The sequence below is a fragment of the Janthinobacterium sp. TB1-E2 genome (genome assembly GCF_036885605.1).
GTDB lineage: Bacteria > Pseudomonadota > Gammaproteobacteria > Burkholderiales > Burkholderiaceae_D > Janthinobacterium > Janthinobacterium aestuarii.
Window position 1 is genome coordinate 3,866,719 of record NZ_CP142523.1, and the last position, 20,082, is coordinate 3,886,800.

The window sequence follows — 20,082 nt, forward strand, 5'->3', positions numbered from 1 at the left end:
GAGCAGCGTAGCAACATTTCCGCGATATCAGCGCACGCTTGGCAGACGGCAACTACATTGATATTTATCAAATTGACAGCCCGATGCCTGGGCTAATGTCGGTGCCATCTTTGATTTGAAACAGAAACTCTGCTGCCAAAACTCAACCATTCCAGACACAACGCCAGTTTTCGCCAGGCTCTTCATTCCCCAGCTGATAACGCTCGCCAAGTGCCGTAACACGCAGCGTCCCATCCCTTGCGTACACGTGCAGGGGCAACTTTTGCTGGCGATTTTGCAGCCTTTTGATTAATGAACGTTAAAAAGGAATTTCGTATGAGCACGTATTCTGACATTTGCATCGTTGGCGCCGGCATAGGCGGCTTGACTTGCGCCAACCGCCTGATCGGCGCCGCCGCCGACAGGAAGCTGCGCATCCGGGTATTCGACCTGAATGCCACCGTGGGCGGCCGCATCCAGTCGCGGAAGATAGATGGCGAGGAAATCGCCGAACTGGGCGCCGCCCGCTATTCGCCGCAGCTGCATCCGCATTTCCAGCAACTGATGCAGGGCAGCGGTCTGCCGCATGCGGTCTACCCGTTCACCGAGGTCATCTCCCACGATAGCGTGCTGGACGAGCTGAAGGCGACGCTGGATGAGCTGAGTCCGAGGCTGACAGAGCATCCTAACCTCTCCTTCTTCGATTTCGTCAGCCATTACCTGGGCGCCGCCAAGGCCAGCCACATCATCAAGGCGACCGGCTATGACGCCTTGCTGCTGCCGATGGTGTCGGCGGCCATGGCCTACGACATCATCAAGAAACACCCGGAAACGCAGCACTTCACGGAAAACGCCACCAACCAGTGGCACTACGCCACCGACGGCTACCACGCGCTGCTGTGCCAGTTGCAGCACCAGGCCCAGGTCGCCGGCGTGGAATTCCAGCTCGAACATCGCTTGCTGTCTGTTGAAAAATCGGGCGCCGACCATGTGCTCGCCTTCGGCCACCATGGCGACACGCAGATGCACCGCACACGTCATCTGGTGATGGCCATCCCGCCGTCCGCCATGCCGCGCCTGAACCTGGATTTCCCGGCCGCATGGAGCCCGTTTCAGTACGACTCGCTGCCCCTGTTCAAGGGTTTCTTCACGTTCGACACGGCCTGGTGGGACGCGCTTGGGCTGACCGACAAGGTGCTGATGGCGGCAAATCCCCTGCGCAAGATCTACTTCAAGAGCGACAAATATGTGCTGTTCTATACCGACAGCAAAAGCGCCACCTACTGGCGCGACAGCCTGGAACTCGGTGAAGACGTGTACCTGGAGCGTGTCCGCAGCCACCTGGAAGAAGTCCTGCCGCTCGATGGCCAGCCGCTGCCGCGGATCAAGGCGCACTTCCACAAGTTCTGGCCGCATGGCGTCGAGTTTTGCGTGGAACCGGAAGCCGAACACCCGGCCGTGCTGCTGCACCGGGACGGCATCATTTCCTGCTCGGATGCCTATACCGCTCATTGCGGCTGGATGGAAGGCAGCCTGATCAGCGCCCAGCACGCCAGCGGTCTGTTGCTGCAACGGTTAGCTCAACTGGACGAGGTCGCGGCCGCCAACGATACCTTCATCACTTCCTCGACCGAGCGCGCATGAGCCTACTTGACTTCCCCCGCCTGCATTTTCGGGGATTTGCCCGCGCCAATGTGCCGACGGGGAATCGCAATACGCACGGCAACATCGATATCGCCACGAATGCGGTATCGATGGCGGGCGAGGCCGTCGACCTGAGCCGGCCACCGTCCGAATTCCATGCACACCTGAAACAGCTTGCCCCCCGCTTCAATGCAGAGGGCAAGCCCGATCCGGACGGCGTCTTCAGCCAGGCGGCAGGCTACAACTTTTGCGGCAATAATCATTTCTCGTGGGAAAACGCGCGGATCACGGGTGTCCAGCTGCGCGATGGCGAGGTCGATACGCAGGACGCGCTGGTGGGCGCCAAGCTGGCCCTGTGGGGGCACTACAACGAGTACCTGCGCACGACGTTCAACCGCGCCAGGTGGATCGACAACAACCCGGCACAGCCGGACACCACGCTGATCTACGCCGGCCAGTTCACCTTGAGCGACAAGCTGGCCACGCCGAACACGCCCACCTTGTTCACAGCCGATATCGCGCAGGCGCACTCGGTACGCTGGCTCGGCAGCGGCCATGTCACGGAACGCAGCGGGCATTTCCTGGACGAGGAATTCGGCCGCGCCAGGCTGTTCCAGTTTTCGGTGGCCAAGCAAGATCCGCATTTCCTGTTCAATGGGGATCTGCCGCTGCCGGCCAGCATGCAGGCCTTGCGGCAAGCCCTGGACGACGACGCGGTACTGGGCCTGACGGTGCAATATGCGCTGTTCAATATGTCGACGCCGCTCAAACCCGATTCGCCCGTGTTCTACGACCTGGCCGGCAGCATCGGCCTCTGGCGGCGCGACGAACTGGCAAGCTATCCGGCCGGCCGCCTGCTGCAGCCGCGCCAGGCCAGCCTGGGACCGGTGCTGGTGAAAATGCATGCGGACCGCGTCGCGTTCAACATGCCGACCGCCATTCCCTTCACCACGCGCGACCCGCGCGCCGTCTCGGAACAGCATCCCACGCATGCCCTGGGCGACAAGCAGGCGCTCGGCGACCTGCTGCTGCAGGACGGCGCCGGCACCTTGCTGGCGCGGATACCCGAGCAGTTGTACCGCGACTACTGGCGCCATCACGGCATCTTCGACGTGCCGCTGCAGCACGCTGGCGCGGCCACGGGTTCGCTCAGCCTGGGCAGCGCGCAGGCGCAGTGGGACGAAGCCGACTGGGTACTGCAATCGGACAGCAACCAGCTGTACCTGGAAGCGCCGAACCGCAACAAGCACGAGCAATTTCCGCAGACGATCACCGTACAAAGCCGCTTCCGCGGCGAGCTGGCGGCGCCCGCGTCCCTGCCGGCGCAGGCCGAGGACGGCGCGCTGCTGGCCGTGGAGCGGCAGCCGTCGCCGCTCGGAGATGGCTACACGGCGCTGACCCTGACGGGGCGCCAGCCGGGCGCGACCAGGATCGTGCTGGGGGCAGGCAAGGATAAGCAATACCTCGGCGTGCGCGTACTGCCCGACGACTGGGACCTCGACGACGTACCGGCCGAACAGGTCGACTACGCCTTCCTCTACCGGCATGTGATGAGCTATTACGAGCTCGTGTATCCATTCATGTCGGACAAGGTCTTCAGCCTGGCGGACCAGTGCAAGTGCGAAACCTATTCGCGCCTGATGTGGCAGATGTGCGATCCGCGGAACCGCGACAAGAGCTATTACATGCCCAGCACCCGCGAACTGTCGCTGCCAAAGTCGCGCCTGTTCCTGAAATACCTGACGCAGGTCGAGGCAAAGGCCAAGGCGGCGGTGCCGGAAGCGGCGGTGCCGCCTGTCATCGGCAGCAAGGCCGAGCTGATCGAGGAGCTGAAAAAGGCCATCGACCTGGAACTGTCGCTGATGCTGCAGTACCTGTATGCCGCGTATTCGATTCCCAACTATGCGCAGGGGGCGGCGCTGGTGCAGGCAGGCCGCTGGCTGCCGGCCGAGCTGGAACTGGCCTGCGGCGCCGAAGACCGGCGCCGCAACAGCGGCACGCGCGGCGCGCTGCTGGAGATCGCCCATGAAGAAATGATTCACTATTTATTGGTCAACAATGTGCTGATGGCGCTAGGCGAACCGTTTTATAGCGGCACCCCGGTGATGGGCCAGTTGGCGCGCAAGCGTTTCGGCCTGGACACGGAATTTGCGTTCGAGCCATTTTCCGAACACGTGCTGGCCCGTTTCGTGCGTTTCGAATGGCCCGACTACATCCCCACGCCAGGCAAATCCATCGCCACCTTCTATATCGCGATCCGCCAGGCCGTTGCCGACTTGCCCGGCCTGTTCGAAAGCGGCGGCGGCAAGCGCGGCGGCGAACATCATTTGTTCCTGAAAGAACTGACCAACCGCGCCTATCCCGGCTACCAGCTGGAAGTATCGGACCGCGACAGCGCGCTGTTTGCCATCGACTTCGTCACCGAACAGGGGGAAGGCGTGGCCGTCGATTCGCCGCATTTCGCCTCGTCGCACTTCCAGCGGCTGCGCGCCGTGGCCGGCAAGTTTTCAGCCTGCGGCAAACCGTTCGAGCCGGCGCTGCCGGCGCTGAAGAATCCCGTGCTGGAAGCGCGTGCGGACTGCACCGTGGTGACCGACCGGAAGGCGCGCGCGCTGATGCAGCTGTATCAAGGCTGCTACGAATTGACCTTTTTGATGATGGCGCACCATTTCGCGCAGCGGCCGCTGGGCAGCCTGCGCCGCTCGCGCCTGATGAATGCATCGATCGACATCATGACCGGCCTGTTGCGTCCCCTGTCGGCCGCCCTGATGAACATGCCGTCCGGCGTGCCCGGCCGCCATGCGGGACCACCCGTGCCAGAGCCGGTCAGCAGCCGGGTCAGCAGCGACTACAGCCTGGGCTGCGACATGCTGGCGCAGAAATGCCTGGCGCTGGCGCAGTACGCGCGCGGCCTTGAGAGCGATGCCATCGGCATGGCGCCGATAGAGATGTTGGAATTTTTTAATCAGCAACTTACCGATTTATCTCGGGGAAAGATGTCAAGAGAGGCTTGAAATGCATAAAATCATTATCGTCGGCGGAGGCCTGGCAGGTAGCCTCAGCGCCATTTATCTGGCGCAACGGGGACACGATGTCCACGTTGTCGAAAAGCGCGGCGATCCGCTGCTGGAAAACGCGGCAAACGCCGACCCGGTCAACTCGCGCGCCATCGGCGTGAGCATGACGGTGCGCGGCATCAAGGCCGTCCTGGGAGCGGGCATCAGCAAGCAGGAACTCGACCAGTGCGGCGAACCCATCGTCGGCATGGCGTTCAGCGTGGGCGGCCGGCACCGCATACGCGAGCTGACTCCGCTCGAAGGCCTGTTCCCCCTGTCGCTCGACCGCACCGCCTTCCAGCGCCTGCTGAACCGGCATGCCGCCAAGCACGAGGTGAAATATTACTTTGAGCATAAATGCCTGGATGTCGACCTGGAAAGAAAGATCGTGCTGATCCAGGGCCCGGACGGCGCCGTGCAGCAGCTGCATGGCGACCTGGTTATTGGCGCCGACGGCGCCCACTCGGCCGTGCGGCGCGCCATGCAAAGCGGCATGCGCCGTTTCGAGTTCCGGCAAAGCTACTTCCGCCACGGCTACAAGACGCTGGTCTTGCCGAATGCGGCGGATCTGGGTTTCAGGAAGGATTTGCTGTACTTCTTCGGCATGGATTCCAAGGGTCTGTTTGCCGGCCGCGCGGCCACCATTCCGGACGGCAGCATCAGCTTCGCCCTGTGCCTGCCTTACACGGGCACGCCCAGCCTGGGCACGCTCAACCGCGAAGCCATGGCCGACTTCTTCAGCCGCTACTTCGGCAACCTGCCGCCGGACCGCCGCAAGGAGATGATCGACCAGTTCATGGCGCTGCCCAGCAACGACCTCATCAATGTCCGTTCCAGCACCTTCCACTACAAGTCCAGTATCCTGCTGATCGGCGATGCGGCGCATGCCACCGCCCCCTTCCTCGGACAAGGCATGAACATGGCGCTGGAAGACGTCCACGTCTTCGTTTCCCTGCTGGAAAAGCACGGCAATGCCCTGGGCCCTGCCCTGTCCGAGTTCACGCAGCAGCGCAAGGTGCAGGCGGACGCCATGCAGGACATGGCGATCGCCAACTATGAAGCGCTGAGCAATCCGAATCTGATTTTCTTCCTGCAGACGCGCTACACGCGCTACATGCACAAGAAATTCCCCCGTGTTTATCCGCCAGACATGGCGGAGAAACTGTACTTCACATCGGTTCCTTACGATGAATTGCAGCAAATCCAGAAGAAACAAAACGTTTGGTACAAACTTGGAAGGGTAAATTAATGAACATTCTCGTTATCGGCGCAGGCCCCGCAGGACTGCTCTTCGCCAGTCAGATGAAACAAGCACAGCCCGGCTGGAATATCAGCATCACGGAAAAAAACACCCCGGAAGAAGTGCTGGGCTGGGGCGTGGTGCTGCCGGGACGCCCGCCGCGCCATCCCGCCAATCCGCTCTCTTACCTGGAGCAGCCGGAACGGCTCAATCCGCAGTTCCTGGAAGAATTCAAGCTCGTGCACCACGACCAGCCCAACCTGATGAGCACCGGCGTGACCTTGTGCGGCGTGGGACGCCAGGCCCTGGTGCAGGCGCTGCGCGCCAAGTGCGTGGCGGCCGGCATCGCGATCAGCTATGAAACGCCGCCGGCGCCCCGGGCGCAGCTGGAAGCCGAGTACGACCTGGTGGTGGTAGCGAATGGCGTCAATTACAAATCGCTGGAGTTGCCGCCAGCGTTGGTGCCGCACATCGATTTCGGCCGCAACAAATACATCTGGTACGGCACCACCCAGCTGTTCGACCAGATGAACCTGGTGTTCCGCAGCAATGAGCAAGGCATTTTCATCGGCCATGCCTACAAATACTCGGACACGATGAGCACCTTTATCGTCGAATGCAGCGAAGAAACGTACGCCAGGGCCGGCCTGGAAGCGCTGTCCGAGCGCGACGCCGCCGCATATATCGCCAAGACGTTCAAAGCCGAGCTCGGCGAACATGGGCTGCAGAGCCAACCGGGCCAGGGCTGGCGCAACTTCATGACCCTCAGCCGCGACCGGGCCTGCGACGGCAAGTTCGTCCTGCTCGGCGATGCGCTGCAATCGGGGCATTTTTCCATCGGCCATGGCACCACCATGGCGGTGGTGGCGGCCCTGCTGCTGGTCAAAATCCTCAACACCGAAGCTGGCACGGCCGCCGCCCTGGACAGCTTCAACGCCCGCGCCGTGCCTCTGATGCAATTGTTCAAGGACCACGCCAACGCCAGCCGCCTGTGGTTTGAAACCGTAGGCGAGCGTATCGACCTGAGCAATGCAGAGCTGACCGCCAGCTTCGACGCCCGCCGCAAGGACTTGCCATCGCTGCAGGAAGCGCTGATGGCCAGCCTAGGCTACGCGCTGGGCCGCTAGGGAGATACCATGCCGACACACGTCTCCCCGCCGCTGCTGCCGATGCAATGGAGCAGCGCCTATGTTTCCTACTGGACGCCGATGCAGGAGGACGACCAGATCACGTCCGGCTATTGCTGGTTCGACTATGCGCGCAACATCTGCCGCATCGATGGCCTGTTCAACCCCTGGCCGGAAAAGGAACATGGACACCTGCTGTGGATGTCGGAAATCGGCGACGCCCGGCGTGAACAAAGCCGCAAGCAGAAAGTGGCTTATGCACGGCAGGCGCAGGCAACTGGCGCGCAGCTGCAGGGAACGGCGCTGGCCGACGAGGTGACGCCGTTTCAGGCGCTGTTCCTGCCGCAGGCGGTGCTGCTGGACGGCGGCGCCCGTCACGACGGCCGCCACAGCGTACTGGGCCGGGAGGCGGATGCCTGGGTAGTCGAGCCAGCGGGCAAGCCGCCATCGGTGTTTTACCTGGAGGCCGATGGCAACCGCCTGCTGCGCATGGTCACAGGCAATGACCCGCAGCACCGTTCGGTACGCGACTTTCCCAACCTGTCTGTCGGCGACATTCCGGACAGCGTCTTTACATCTTGCAACACCTGACCAGGGCATGGCGCGTGCAAGGGCCGCATGCGGCCGGCGCGCGCGCCATCCCTGGCTAGTGTTTTTTGTTATTACTCTCGAAGGATATTGCTATGCCGCTGGTTGTTTACATTCTGGGGTTGACGATCTTTTCGTTAACCACCTCCGAATTCATGGTGGCGGGCATGATGCCGTCACTGGCCCTGGCCATGGACGAACCGGTGACACGGATCGGCTATCTGATCTCCCTCTACGCCATGGGCATGGTCATCGGCGGGCCGCTGAGCACCATCGTCCTGCTCAAGCTGCGCGTGCCGAACAAGCAGGGGCTGCTGTGGCTGCTGGGCTTTTATGTCCTGGCCCAATCCGTCGCCGCCTCCGCCACCAGCTATGACATCCTGGCCGTCGCGCGGGTGGTCACGGGCGTGGCCGCCGCCACCTGCTTTGGCCTGTCCCTGGCGATCTGCGCCGATATCGTCAGCCCCAACGCGCGCGGACGCGCCGCCGCCGTCGTGATCGGCGGCCTCATGCTCGCTTCGGTGGTGGGCGTGCCGGTCGCCACGCTCATCGACCAGCACCTGGGATGGCGCGCCAGCTTCTGGCTGGTGGTGCTGCTCGCACTGATGTGCCTGGCGCTCATCACCGTGCTGGTGCCGCGCACCAAGCCATCCGAAGTCGTCAGCCTCGGCAATGAACTGGCAGAGTTCCGCAACCGCCACCTGTGGGCGGCGTATGCCAGCAGCGGCCTCATCATCGGCGCGATTTTCGCGGCGTTCAGCTACTTCGCGGCCATCCTGACGGAAGTTACCGGTTTCCCGGCCTCCGCTATCCCCTGGCTGCTGGGCGTCTACGGCATCGCCAATGTAGTGGGCAATGGCGTGGTCGGCCGTTATGCGGACCGCTATACCACCGTCATCATGGTCTGGGGCATGGTCATCCTGAGCATCAGCCTGGCGCTGTTCGCCGTCTTTGCGCACGACAAGACCATCAGCGTCGCCTTGCTGGTCGTCACGGGCCTGGTCGGCATGTCGATGAATCCCGCCATCATCGCCCGCGTGATGAAAACCGCCCATCCGGGGCCGCTGGTCAACACGGTGCACACGTCCGTCATCAATATCGGCCTGGGCGCCGGCTCATGGCTCGGCGGCCTCGGCATCGCCGCCGGCTACGGCTTGCGCTCGCCGCTGTGGGTCGGTGTCGCGCTGGCCGTGCTTGGCCTCATCAGCTTGCTGCCTTACCTCGGACATAAGTCGCGCGATTCGGTGCTGTCGCATTAGCGGCTGGCGACGTGTCTTGACGGCCAGGTCCAATCCCGGCAAGATCATGGTGCTGGCTGACAAGCTGCCGGCAACAGCTACCCTCTAGCGCTGGAGCCACCACCATTGAGCCAGGAATATTCCACGGCGATGCGCGACCTACTTGCCGCGCGTGACATCAGGCATGCCCGCACGCCGCCCGTCAGCGGGCTGACGCGGCAGCACTTCAGCGTCGCCAGCGAGCACAAGGAACTGCAGCTACTGGCCTGGCGCGATTATCTGGGCCGGTTCCTTGACCTCCAGGTAAGGCGCCAGCAGCTGGGCAATGGTTTTCACGCAGAACTCGACACGTACTTGCTGCCGGACATGGCATATCTGGATAGCCGCACGGACGCGGTTACCCAGCTGCGCAGCAATGAGCGCATCTCCACCGACAGCATGCGCGATTTCGTCTTTCACATCGCCGTGCAGGGCATTATCGAGACCAGCACGGCGCGCCCCAGCGCAAAAGCGCTGCAATACACGCCAGGCATACTGGCCCTGGACATGAACCAGCCGATGCGCATGGTGCGGCCGACGCGGGCGCATGTACTGGCCTTCTTCCTGCCCCGTGCCGCGGTCAGCGCGCACCTGCCCGACGCCGAAGCCATTCATGGCCGCATCGTCGGCTATACCACGCCACTGACGCGCATGCTGCCGGCTTACCTGAATATCCTATGCCAGCGCCTGCCAGCGCTGCCGGCAGACCAGCAAGAGCAGACGCTACGCACGTGCGCCCGGCTGATCATTGCCGCATTTGCCAAGCAGCAGCGCCTGGAAGAGCATGGGCGCGCTGTCGCCCGCGCCGCGCTGCAGGGACAGATCGAACACTATATCCAGGCGAACCTGCACGAGGAACACCTGACGCCGGACGGCGTGATGCGGGCGTTTCCCGTCGCGCGCTCGACCATCTACCGCCTGTTTGAATCCCAGGGGGGCCTGGCCGCCTACATCCGCCATTGCCGCCTGCGCGACGCGGCACATGAACTGACCAGCATGCGCCATCTTGCCGTGACGCAGATCGGGCTGGGACTGGGCTTCAACAGCGCCTCCGATTTCTCACGCGCGTTCAGCCGCGCGTATGGCATGTCGCCGCGCGATTTTCGTGAACAATTCGGGAACAGTTCAGGCACAGTCCGGAATGATCTTTCCTCAAAATAATATTTTTGAAAAAGTGAAACAGGGTGTCAAGTCGGCATGAACCGGGGATGGAGAATCAAGTTCCCTACCCGCCCGCGACAGCTGCGGGACCAGTTCCTACTCTCGACGGAGTTCTGCACCCATGCGTAACGACAACAACGATGCCACCCTCGCCCCCGCCCTGGCTCCGTACAATGAAAAGGCGAACGCCGCCATCGTCAAGGCGGTGCGCGACAGGGACTGGACAAAGACGGCGGTGCGCTACGGTGAAATTTGTTTGACTTTGGCCAAGCCGGATGAGTTCACCGAAGTATGGAGCCAACTGGACCTGAGCACGTTCCCCCCCGACCTGAACAACATGCCGTGGATCGGCCTTTACCATTTCACGGGCAGCGGGCAGCGCGATGCGAATTGCCTGCCTGTCGGCGACATCGCCGTGTCCACCAGACTGGCTCCGCCGTATCAGCCGCCCCGGGCATCTCCCATGTTTTACCTGTCACCGTGCCCGGAAGCGCCGCCGTCCGCCCTAGGTCCCGCATTGGCGCATCCGACGGGGTTCCGTTTTCTGGTCAATGACAGAGGCTCCAAAAACCCCCGGGACATCTGCTATTGGCAGCCCATTGCGCCCGATGGCTATTACGCGCTTGGCATCTGCTTTAACGCCAGGGAACCGGACAGAAGCAAGTATTGGTGCGTGAGAAAAGACCTGTGCATTTCCGTCGACAAGATCCGCGTATGGCAAGAACACGGATGGCAAGGCAGCGGCAGCGTGGAAGCGCCGAAGGCGCGCCCGGACAAATGGAAGGATGTTCAGGATGGATACGTCCTTTTGTCGCCGCTGGCGTATACCTATGGCAGCTTGCCGGCATTTTACTTGCGCCTGCCCATGGCCTGCCTCGACGTGGAACCATTTGATTTTCCCGGCCCGCCACGGCCGGAGCTGGACCCGGCAATTGTGGTCAACCACAAGCTGAAGGCCGGCTTGAGCCCAGTCGTGATCGTCCCGTTTACCGCCATCCCCGGTGACGCCAGCAACGTACCCGACCAGCCATACACGTCACCCTTCTATTTCATCGCCGCCCAGCCGTATTACTTTTGCTACAACGTGTTATCGCCGACCGGGGGCGGCACCACGACGACAACCTACCGCGTCGGCGTGACCAAAGAAGAATCCACGACCTTCGAACGGTCGACGTCGATCACCACGAATGTCGAGGTCGGTGCCGTGTTCGAAGGTCCCACCGCCTCGGCATCCCTTTCCATGACCAACACATTTTCATTAACGCAGCTAAGCGGCCGCACGGAAGAGACCAGCGTCGAATATTCGGAACAGCTGATCTTCAAGGAAACGGCGCGTGTATGGCAATGGCAATTGCTGACCGACCTGGTGGTGACGCGCTCGGATGGGACGCAGATCAGGCCCATCGCCTACCGGAATCAGGACCGCACCAACATTCCCCCGCCGGACAAGGCGAGCCCGCCAGAAGCCATGGAAAATTGAATCGCCGTTCTTTCCCAGCAGTACAACAGTGTGTTTGACATTTCTCATCCAACCAGGAGGTTTATATGAAACTGCAACGTCTGTTTTGCCTTGTCGCCTTGATCTCGGCGGTTTCCATGGCGGGTGCCGCCAAGCAGGAGAAGGAAACACCCAAGGAAAATGCGGCGGCCAGCCCGGCCACCACCAAGGCAGAGAAGGATGCCGCCGCGGACCAGCAAGGCCACGCCCCTTGCTGGTCCGCGCGGCAATGCAGCGGCAAATCCAGGCCCAATCTCACGCTTGAAGCGTGCAAGCGGGGCAGCTTCGGCAAGTCGTGGGGACTCGCTCCCGGTCCGGGCTGCAGGACTTTCTGATGGCGATACCTTGATCCTGCCCGCATGGCGCGGGCGTCAATAGCCCCGCCCGCACCGCCTGGCCGGTTGCGCGGCGGCGTGTTTCGGCTAGTGCTAGCTGATGACCGGCCTCGCACGTCCCGCCCGCGTCGCCAGCCAGCACAGGATGGCGCCGCCGCACACCATCGCCGCGCCCTGCCAGAAAGCCAGCGACAGCGGCGTGCGCAGCAGCAGCGACGACAGCGCGGCGGACAGCACGGGGATGAAATACGAGGCGCCAGCGAGGATAGTGACGTTACCGTGCAAAATACCCACGTTCCAGGCGGCGTAGCCAAAGCCCATGGCGCCGGCGGCCAGGACCAGATAAGTGACGGCCTCGGCAGTGAACGCCATGTGGCCGCTCCCTTGCAGCAAATACTTGACCCACAAGCTGATGGAAACGAGGATGAAGAACAGGGTCACGCCATTCTTGCCCTGCGCAAGGCGCGCCGTCACGGTGCAATACGCGGCCCAGATCAGCGCGCCCGCGAAGGCCAGGCCATAGCTGAGCGGGCTGCTCCGCACATTGGCCACGGTGTCGGCCACGTCAAAGCCCTGCTCGCCGCCCAGCACCCGGCAGATGCCGGCGACGGACAGCAGGAAACCAGGCACGATGAGGAAATTGCTCTTTTGCCCGTTGAACACGATGGCCGCGACAATGGTGAAGGTCGGCCACAGGTAATTCACCATGCCCACCTCGATGGCCTGGCGCGCCGTGCCCGCATAGCCTATCGATAGCGCCAGGCACAGCTCATAGGTAACGAACAGCACGCTGCCCCAGACCAGGTAGCGCCGCGGAAATTCGCTCAGCCTCGGATAACCCACGGACAGCAGCAGGAACACTGACGCCACGCTGTACATCATCGCCGCCCCGCCCGTGGGTCCCAGCAGGTCAGTGACACTGCGGATCAGCCCGATAATGGCGCTCCACAGCAGAATGGCGCCCAGCCCGGTCAGGGTGGCCTTGTTGGTATTTTTCATGTGTATGTCATTCAGATGAGGCAATCAAACGCCCGGCGGCACCAGCCAGGCGCCGGGCTTGCGAGACCATACACGGTGTCGTTCGCCAGGGCAATCAGCGGTGACAATTATTGAGATTTCATCAATTATTTGCGGATACTATGTCTTTCAATAACTCAACTTAAACAGGTGCACTCATGTCCGCTCCCAAGTTAGTGTCCGCCAGCCTCGCCGTCTTGTTCTGCGCCACCGCAGCCGCCGGCACACCCGCCTACCAGCCCTTCCCCAAAGGCTATGGCTATCTGGAACCGGCAGAAACCCGCGCGCTGCAGACGGCCGTAAAGACAGGCGACAACGCCGTCGTGCGCGCGCACGGCTGGCGTTTGTGGGCCGGCATCATGCAGCCAGCCGCCGGCCTGGACTGGCCGGTCTGGTACACCTGGCCCAACGGCACTGACGCGTTCGCCGACACCGCAGCGTTGAACGGCGATGCGGCAGCCGCCACGGCGGAGGTGAAGCCAGCCAAGCGCCGCATGGGCCGCCTGGGGGCGAGCACTTTGACTCCCGTCAACGTGCAAAACACACCGTTTTACCGCATCCCGGAACAGGTCATCACCGCATATCCTGGCGCCATAGTCCGCACGACGGAAGGGGGAAAAGTCAAAATCAGCATCCGCGACGGCATCCACTTCGCCTTCAACGGCGATATCATGATCGCGACGGAATCGCTGAGCAAGGAGGCGCTCGATTTCATCCGCGACCCGAAACAGCCCGTCTACAAGCAAAGCACGCTCGATGCCTTGTACAGCAAGGACGATCCAGCCAAGCGCGTGCACAATCTGAATGCGCCAGCCAGCTATGTCGTGACCAAGCACATGTATTGGCCCGTAAAAGCCCAGGGCTTGACCGCATTGCCCGTGTGGCACGACGACTTCAGTGCCAAATATACCGGTTATGCGGGCTACGAAAAGTGGCGTACGGCCATTGCCATCGACCCGGACGGCAAGCAGGTGGGCCAGATGGCCAAGGTCAGCTACCTGCACGGCCTGTACCAGCACGATACCACCACGCCATGGCCCGTCATCACCAAAGCCGCCAAGGTATACGGTTTGCAGGACTTCTACCACCACAAGGTGAGTGCGGCCGACTGGGCCAGCTTCGATGAAGCCGACAAGGCCATCATCAACGCCGCCAGCTACTGGCTGAACGGCCAGCCCTTCGGCGCCGGCGACTACCTGGTCACGGTCGCCATGCACATCAATACCAAGGAAATCCCAAGCTGGGGCTTGCAAAGCGTGTGGTGGTCGGACCGCCCCGACAGCATGCCGTATGCCGCCAACCGCCCGGCCGACATCCAGGCCACGGGACCATGGAAACACTATCTGCTGACGGAAGCCTACGGCATCCCGGAAAAAGGCAACCCGGACCTGCTCCCCGTCGCCACCAACCCGTACATCGAACTGGTGACGCACCCGGTCGGCACCAGCTGCTACACCTGCCACGCCAACGCAGGCTGGCCCAGCAGCTTTAAAGCCATGACACCGGGCGTGGCCAGCTATCAAAATCCGCAATGCCCGAACCTGCGCGCCTCGCTCAACCCCAAGAGCTCATGCCTTGCGCCCTTCACCCTCACGGACTTCCAATGGATCATCCCGGATCGGGCCGTGGGTAATTAACATACTCAAGCAATTGCCGCAGCATGGCTTGATGCCGGAAGGCGCATATTAACGACTCAGCCCACCGCCCTGAACAGTCATCTTGTCGCGGCAATTATCAAAAGGAGACCGTCATAGATAAGGAAATCATCAATCGATCGCTTCCGCAAGGCGCTGCTGACATTAAAAATATTATTCTGGTCGGCGGTGGCGCCTTTTTCTATCGAAAAGCACTGAAACCGCGCTCCCTTATCACGAGTTGCCGGAACTTAAGGATCCGATCTTTGCCAACGTCCAAGGTTTTCAGTTTGCTGGAACAGAATTGGCCAAGCAGGTATGAGCATCGAACACCACCTGGCACCGTCCCGGCATCCGCAAACGAACGGCATGGTTGAACGATTCAACGGCCGTATGAGCGAGCAAAAGCAGGCCTTCCCTAGCCATAACTGCCGGCGAAGGATGGCATAGCTGGGCGAGGCAACAGCAGAGCGCCTGCTTTTGAGCGCTATGACGGCATAGTTGGCTACGATAAACTAGCCGGTCATCTACTTCGTGCGCTCAGCCAGATCGGGGACTTTGCACGCTCACAGTGGACTGGTCATCATGAGCCTTCCAACCCGCTCAATTGCGAAAAGCAGGATTTTGATCGCCTGAAGAGCGTCTAGCGAACTCGGGGCGGTTCACTGCGGCAATTCGACCCGAACTCTTAAAGCGATAACGAGAGCAGCGAGCAGCATCACAACGCCAGCAATAATGAAAACGCCTGTCACTCCACCAAACCCGAACATCATGCCACCCAATGCAGCGCCGGCAGCTATTGAAGATTGCACCGCAGCGACGACCATGCCACCAGCTGTCTCCGCTTGATCAGGGACGGCACGGGCTACCCAGTTGGACCAGGCGACAGGTACGCCGCCGAACGCCAGGCCCCACAGAGCGACCAAAAGCATCAGGCCTGTTCCTTGGACTGGCAGCAAGATCATGGCGAATGCTGCCAAGCCCACCAGCGCAGGCATGAGCACTAAAGTAGCACGCAGGCTACGCTCCATTAGCCAGCCGGCCAGCAGCGTGCCAACGAAGTTGGCGACACCAAAACCCAGGAGCATCAGAGACAAACCGTTTACATCTATTTGGACAACGCTTTCAAGAGCGGGGCGAATATAGGTGAACAATGCATATTGCCCGGTATGGGCAAGTACGCAGCCCAGCATCCCGATCCCAATCCCCGGGCGACGGAGCAGTCCCAGTACCGATGTGGTGCGCATCATCGTGCGCGGCGCCATACGGGGCAGCGTGAACAATTGAAACACAAGTGTTAGCCCTCCGACAGCCGCGGCTGCTATAAATGCACTGCGCCAGCCATATAGCCCCCCCAAGTAGCTGCCCAACGGTACGGAAACGACCGTCCCGATGGCGATGCCGCTGAATATGATGGAGAGCGCTCGCGGCACCAACTTTGCCGGCACCAGCCGCATAGCCACGGCTGCCGCCATGCTCCAAAAGCCACCTAACGCGACGCCCAGAAGAATGCGCATCACCAACAATACTGTCAAGCTTGAGGACAACGCCACCAGCAGGTTGGAGGCGATCATCAGCACCGTGAAAGCCAACAAGACGACACGCCGGTCAAAATGACGCGTGAGACCTGGCACCAACAGCCCGGCGAACATGGCCACGACGGCCGTCACCGTCACTGCCTGGCCAGCTAGTGCCTCCGATACGCCAAGATCGAAGGCCATCGGGGTCAATAGACTGGCTGGCAGGTACTCCGCCGTCAGTAAACCGAAAACCCCCATTGCCAGTGAAAACACTGCCATCCATGCTGCTGCCGCTGGCTCTAAAACAGACGCATCGTTCGCGTTGGGCGTTTGCCCGGTAGCAAAAACATCGTTGTTCATCTCTACAATCCCTAAAACAATCAGAGTCGAAAGTCTAGAGGTAAAATCCAGGATGATCTATGATGGTAAATCCTGATGTTTTGATCGAAACACCTAAAATGAGCAAGCAAAGTCAAATTTCTCCATCATCTAATCTCGTCAGTGAACTATTGACAGGCATGCGCCTGCGTGGAGTCCAGTACCGCCGCATTCAGACCGGCCCAGCTTTCGGCATAGGCTTTGAAGACAAGCCAGGCCACGCCTACTTCCACTTCCTGGCCGTTGGCACTGCCTTCATATGTACGGATGATGGTGAGTTGCATCAGCTGTCCGCCGGTAGCGCGGCGTTCCTGCCTCACGGTCGGAGACATCAGCTTCTATCGGATGCGGGTATTGCATTTCAGGACATCGCAAAGTTCGATGCCGCGCCCCTTGGTGAATCCGTTAGCGGAGTAGACACATGTCCCAGTACGCACCCCGTGCCCAGTGCGGTTATTTTTTACGGCTGCATGGAATTCGATCTCGGCGGGATGCAAGGGATCGGCAAGCTGATGCCAACCGTCATGGTGGCTGACACGCAAGCGCAAGGCTATCCGGGGTTACTGCCTGTTCTTGATTCAATGAAGCGTGAAATCTGCGCCGGCCGTATTGGCTTTGCAGGCATTCTGGCTCGCCTGGCGGAGGTCGCGGCAGCAATGATCGTGCGCGGCTGGATTGAATCCGGTTGTGAAAACGCTTCTGGTCTCCTCGCCGCCTTGCGTGATCCGCGCCTTGCTCGTGCCATATTGGCGCTGCACCGCCAGCCTGGTCGTGAGTGGACAGTTGCACAGTTGGCTGCGGAGTGTCATATCTCCCGCTCAGTCTTCGCGCGACGCTTTGAAACCACCATCGGAGTGCCGCCCCTGCGCTATGCCACGGAATTGAGAATGCGTCTTGCCACACAATTGCTCACTCACGAAAGAGTATCCATCGACGTCGTCGCCCGACGCCTTGGCTATACATCTCAAGCCGCGTTCAGTCGTGCTTTCAAGCGCGTCATCGGCACGCCGCCGGGTGCCTGTCGGCAAATGCTTTGAGGAGAGTCGCTGAGGGAAGCGCGGATCAATCCACTTTTCAGCGACCTCTCGCCAGAAACGCAGCAGGCCGTCGCGACCGCGCGCGCCGCTGGCCAGTTGAACGCCTCGACGTCGGGCGGCCTTGTCTTCATGAACGATGGTGCCGAGCCGAGCAACGGCGAACTGGGCTGCCCTACCTGCGGAAGCAGCGGGCATGCCAGTGATGTTAAGCCGGCATGCGAACCTGCGGTTGCTCAACGCCGATCACCGACGCTTGACGCGCGCCGTTCAGCGGCGACCGATCCTGACACGCCTGCAGGAATACCGCAGCAATCATGCCGCAACCTGCCGTCAGTTGCATGATCGGCATACGAAGGCAACGTCCCAGCGTGCTGTAGCCCGGCAAAAGATCGATGGGTTCAACCGGGAAATCGGTGAGACGGTATGTCAAATCCGAACACTGCACCAGCCTCTCACTCACCTCCCTCGTTCCCTGCGCGGGGACCGCGCTCCAGCGAGAGGGACAATGCCAGCTAATCGAACACGCCCGCTCAGCCCTTTCCATCATTCCCCAGCACAAACAATCGCTGCGCCGCCTGGAACACGCCCAGCGCCAGCAAACCGAGGTACTGTCACAGCTGAACGCGCAAATCACGGCGCTTTTTGACGCCCTGCAACACTTGACCGAAGACGATCCGTACTTCCTGAGCCGGAATCGGGACGATCGCACGGCAGCCGGATAGATAATTTTTCCGCCCAAGGAAAGGATCAAGAGCGCTATCGCATCAGCAGATAACATCCCCGATAGCTGGAAAACGTACTTGTCCTCAGTTGGAACGGGACACCACTGATGCACATCAACGATATTTTCAAAAAATTAATATTATTACATTTGAATAGTTTTTCTTCAGTAGAAACATATAGGATTTGTATTTCTTACATCCTGGATCTACTCGCCAGAGCTCAATTTGAGATAGCAGACTCAACCATTCAACCAAGTCGAAAGGAACAAGATGAAATCCCATATGCGTCATGCCGCAATGATCGTTTCGCTGTTGTCCGCCTCCTCCTGTGCTTTGGCGCAGGTTCCCAATCGATGCCCATCGCTGGCGTTTTATGGCAATGCCGCCACCAGCGGCCTCTGCAAAAGCCTCAGCCCTGCTACGCAAAACCTGCAAGTGTGTGAATTGACGGCCGCGCAACCCGACGTTCACTTGACCTTTGGCCTCCAGCCAAATGGCGTGAACCCGCCCGTACCTCTCCACCTGACAGTGCGCACTCAGGCCAACAACTGCGAACAAGCGACCAATATCGTCCAGAACGCTGCCGGAGCGTTTGTCGCGCAAAGCAACGCCCTGCTCTGTGGCGTCGACCCCGTCACCTATGTTCAACGCATGAACGCTCAAACGATTGTCCCAGGGAGCAACGGTCAAAGCGCTTGTCGCACAGCATTCATAAACGCACAGACGGGCGGCAAATTGACGCCCGCAGTGGCGCAAGGCTATCTCAACGCTTGCAACACCGGAGGCCTCGCGAATGCCGCATGTCCGTGATGTGAAGCGGCAAGCAACAAAGACGACAAGAAATGAGCTGCATTCCGAGAAAGGCTAGCGGGTGTCCAGCAGACTCGTGGCGATTCACAGTGATCCGGAAAGGAGATAAAAATGAGCAAAGGTAGCGGTAATAACGGAGGCCGTAGTGGTGGCTCCCAGGACGGTGGCGGTAAAGGTGGCGGGGCAGCTGGCGGTGGCCGTGGGCAAGGAAATGGCGGAGGGTGGCCAAGTGCAACGGGCAAGCCATCTGGCGGAGGGCGCAGCAATGCACCCGCTGGCGCTGGCAACAAATAGGTCTGGCGCTGGTTTAGCTTAACAATTCCGTCGAGAGGAAGCGCCCGCAAGCTAAGCGTGTGTACTCGCTTGACGTGAAAACGGCCGCAGGAAGCGGCCGTATCATTTGGGGCTGGACAGCGGGTTAACAACCCATTGCCCCAGATTTGCCCCAAGTTCCTATTCAGACAAGATATGAAATCCCAGGTCTTTGAATACAAACTAAAATTTTTGGTGGGAAGTGCAAGTTTCGAACTTGCGACCCCTGCAGTGTGAATGCCATTGCGCATCTGTCTGCGCAGTGCTCTCATAGGGAGAGTTCACCGAATGGGCTCCAGTGACGCCGCCTGAATTGCACTGGATTACACTGAAAATTACACTGAAATTTCGCAGCTCGCGAGGTGACGCGCCTCAAGCACCAACCGGCACACCTTGCCATAATGGTTTAAATATAACGTCCTTGGCGGATCGGTGTCCACATCTTACCCAATATATGGTGCACTTCTGTTCGCCGCGCTGACGCAGCAAGGTTGCGGTGCGGCATTTCCGCGAGTGACCACGCAACCCAGCGTTATTGGCATGAACAGCTTCGCCCTCGCCGCCCGCTACAGCACGCCTGCCAGCTATCAGCACCTCGGCGAATATCTGCAGCTGAATTACGGCAGCACAGCGGCTGGCTGCCAGGTCATCGTACTGGTCGACCAGGCGCAGCGCGTAGCTGGCTGGTCGTCATCAGGCAATCATTGCGTGAAAGCTGGGATAAGCCTAAAAGATGTGCTGGAATGA

16 protein-coding genes are annotated in these 20,082 nt (G+C 60.6%); 13 read left to right on the forward strand and 3 right to left on the reverse strand.

Annotated elements, in window-relative coordinates:
- Positions 1-315 precede the first annotated feature (315 nt).
- From OPV09_RS17265 to OPV09_RS17305, 9 genes are all read left to right on the forward strand, one after another.
- Positions 316-1,623: an FAD-dependent oxidoreductase gene (locus OPV09_RS17265; RefSeq protein WP_219328762.1), complete on the forward strand. Its 1,308-nt coding sequence runs from the start codon at positions 316-318 to the stop codon at positions 1,621-1,623.
- A complete protein-coding gene (gene vioB, locus OPV09_RS17270) occupies positions 1,620-4,637 on the forward strand; it encodes an iminophenyl-pyruvate dimer synthase VioB (RefSeq protein ID WP_338678889.1) in 3,018 nt (1,005 codons plus the stop codon). Before OPV09_RS17265 ends, vioB begins: the two co-directional genes overlap by 4 nt.
- 1 nt (position 4,638) lies before the next feature.
- Positions 4,639-5,928: an NAD(P)/FAD-dependent oxidoreductase gene (locus OPV09_RS17275; protein ID WP_338678890.1), complete on the forward strand. Its 1,290-nt coding sequence runs from the start codon at positions 4,639-4,641 to the stop codon at positions 5,926-5,928.
- A 53-nt stretch (positions 5,929-5,981) separates the two neighbouring features.
- Positions 5,982-7,046, forward strand: a complete 1,065-nt coding sequence (locus OPV09_RS17280) for a tryptophan hydroxylase (protein WP_338678891.1) — start codon at positions 5,982-5,984, stop codon at positions 7,044-7,046.
- A gap of 9 nt (positions 7,047-7,055) precedes the next feature.
- Positions 7,056-7,637, forward strand: a complete 582-nt coding sequence (gene vioE / locus OPV09_RS17285) for a violacein biosynthesis enzyme VioE (protein ID WP_034755615.1) — start codon at positions 7,056-7,058, stop codon at positions 7,635-7,637.
- Positions 7,638-7,729: 92 nt separating this feature from the next.
- The gene (locus tag OPV09_RS17290; RefSeq protein WP_072453407.1) at positions 7,730-8,893 is read left to right on the forward strand and encodes an MFS transporter; all 1,164 of its coding nucleotides are present in this window, start codon (positions 7,730-7,732) and stop codon (positions 8,891-8,893) included.
- A 129-nt stretch (positions 8,894-9,022) separates the two neighbouring features.
- Entirely contained in the window at positions 9,023-10,072 is a 1,050-nt protein-coding gene (locus tag OPV09_RS17295; protein WP_081368119.1) for a helix-turn-helix domain-containing protein, read from the forward strand.
- Between the two features lie 121 nt (positions 10,073-10,193).
- The gene (locus OPV09_RS17300; protein WP_338678892.1) at positions 10,194-11,552 is read left to right on the forward strand and encodes a Vps62-related protein; all 1,359 of its coding nucleotides are present in this window, start codon (positions 10,194-10,196) and stop codon (positions 11,550-11,552) included.
- Between the two features lie 65 nt (positions 11,553-11,617).
- Entirely contained in the window at positions 11,618-11,905 is a 288-nt protein-coding gene (locus OPV09_RS17305; RefSeq protein WP_034755607.1) for a hypothetical protein, read from the forward strand.
- A gap of 93 nt (positions 11,906-11,998) precedes the next feature.
- On the opposite strand, the gene yddG is transcribed toward OPV09_RS17305, so the two are convergent.
- A complete protein-coding gene (yddG, locus tag OPV09_RS17310) occupies positions 11,999-12,904 on the reverse strand; it encodes an aromatic amino acid DMT transporter YddG (protein WP_338678893.1) in 906 nt (301 codons plus the stop codon).
- A 176-nt stretch (positions 12,905-13,080) separates the two neighbouring features.
- Here yddG and OPV09_RS17315 point away from each other — a divergent pair, with 176 nt between their 5' ends.
- Positions 13,081-14,559, forward strand: a complete 1,479-nt coding sequence (locus OPV09_RS17315) for a hypothetical protein (protein ID WP_338678894.1) — start codon at positions 13,081-13,083, stop codon at positions 14,557-14,559.
- Positions 14,560-15,218: 659 nt separating this feature from the next.
- On the opposite strand, the gene OPV09_RS17325 is transcribed toward OPV09_RS17315, so the two are convergent.
- Entirely contained in the window at positions 15,219-16,436 is a 1,218-nt protein-coding gene (locus tag OPV09_RS17325) for an MFS transporter (RefSeq protein ID WP_425323995.1), read from the reverse strand.
- Positions 16,437-16,495: 59 nt separating this feature from the next.
- On the opposite strand from OPV09_RS17325, the gene OPV09_RS17330 reads away from it, so the two are divergent.
- Entirely contained in the window at positions 16,496-17,491 is a 996-nt protein-coding gene (locus OPV09_RS17330) for an AraC family transcriptional regulator (protein ID WP_338678895.1), read from the forward strand.
- Positions 17,492-17,696: 205 nt separating this feature from the next.
- Here the strand turns inward: OPV09_RS17330 and OPV09_RS17335 are convergent, their stop codons facing one another.
- Complete coding sequence (locus OPV09_RS17335; RefSeq protein ID WP_338678896.1) at positions 17,697-17,921, reverse strand: hypothetical protein; 225 nt, start codon at positions 17,919-17,921, stop codon at positions 17,697-17,699.
- Between the two features lie 562 nt (positions 17,922-18,483).
- Here OPV09_RS17335 and OPV09_RS17340 point away from each other — a divergent pair.
- Positions 18,484-19,023, forward strand: a complete 540-nt coding sequence (locus tag OPV09_RS17340; protein ID WP_319991413.1) for a hypothetical protein — start codon at positions 18,484-18,486, stop codon at positions 19,021-19,023.
- Between the two features lie 852 nt (positions 19,024-19,875).
- Positions 19,876-20,082 (forward strand): hypothetical protein, encoded by a 207-nt coding sequence (locus OPV09_RS17345; RefSeq protein WP_338678897.1) that lies wholly within the window; start codon positions 19,876-19,878, stop codon positions 20,080-20,082.

Bases quoted from the DNA above. Each gene is read 5' to 3' on its own strand.
- OPV09_RS17340 (WP_319991413.1), top strand. From the start codon at position 18,484: ATGAAATCCCATATGCGTCATGCCGCAATGATCGTTTCGCTGTTGTCC.
- OPV09_RS17315 (WP_338678894.1), top strand. From the start codon at position 13,081: ATGTCCGCTCCCAAGTTAGTGTCCGCCAGCCTCGCCGTCTTGTTCTGC.
- vioB (WP_338678889.1), top strand. From the start codon at position 1,620: ATGAGCCTACTTGACTTCCCCCGCCTGCATTTTCGGGGATTTGCCCGC.
- OPV09_RS17325 (WP_425323995.1), bottom strand. From the start codon at position 16,436: ATGAACAACGATGTTTTTGCTACCGGGCAAACGCCCAACGCGAACGAT.
- OPV09_RS17305 (WP_034755607.1), top strand. From the start codon at position 11,618: ATGAAACTGCAACGTCTGTTTTGCCTTGTCGCCTTGATCTCGGCGGTT.
- OPV09_RS17300 (WP_338678892.1), top strand. From the start codon at position 10,194: ATGCGTAACGACAACAACGATGCCACCCTCGCCCCCGCCCTGGCTCCG.
- OPV09_RS17295 (WP_081368119.1), top strand. From the start codon at position 9,023: ATGCGCGACCTACTTGCCGCGCGTGACATCAGGCATGCCCGCACGCCG.
- OPV09_RS17345 (WP_338678897.1), top strand. From the start codon at position 19,876: ATGAACAGCTTCGCCCTCGCCGCCCGCTACAGCACGCCTGCCAGCTAT.
- OPV09_RS17280 (WP_338678891.1), top strand. From the start codon at position 5,982: ATGAAACAAGCACAGCCCGGCTGGAATATCAGCATCACGGAAAAAAAC.
- OPV09_RS17330 (WP_338678895.1), top strand. From the start codon at position 16,496: ATGATGGTAAATCCTGATGTTTTGATCGAAACACCTAAAATGAGCAAG.
- yddG (WP_338678893.1), bottom strand. From the start codon at position 12,904: ATGAAAAATACCAACAAGGCCACCCTGACCGGGCTGGGCGCCATTCTG.
- OPV09_RS17290 (WP_072453407.1), top strand. From the start codon at position 7,730: ATGCCGCTGGTTGTTTACATTCTGGGGTTGACGATCTTTTCGTTAACC.
- OPV09_RS17275 (WP_338678890.1), top strand. From the start codon at position 4,639: ATGCATAAAATCATTATCGTCGGCGGAGGCCTGGCAGGTAGCCTCAGC.
- vioE (WP_034755615.1), top strand. From the start codon at position 7,056: ATGCCGACACACGTCTCCCCGCCGCTGCTGCCGATGCAATGGAGCAGC.
- OPV09_RS17265 (WP_219328762.1), top strand. From the start codon at position 316: ATGAGCACGTATTCTGACATTTGCATCGTTGGCGCCGGCATAGGCGGC.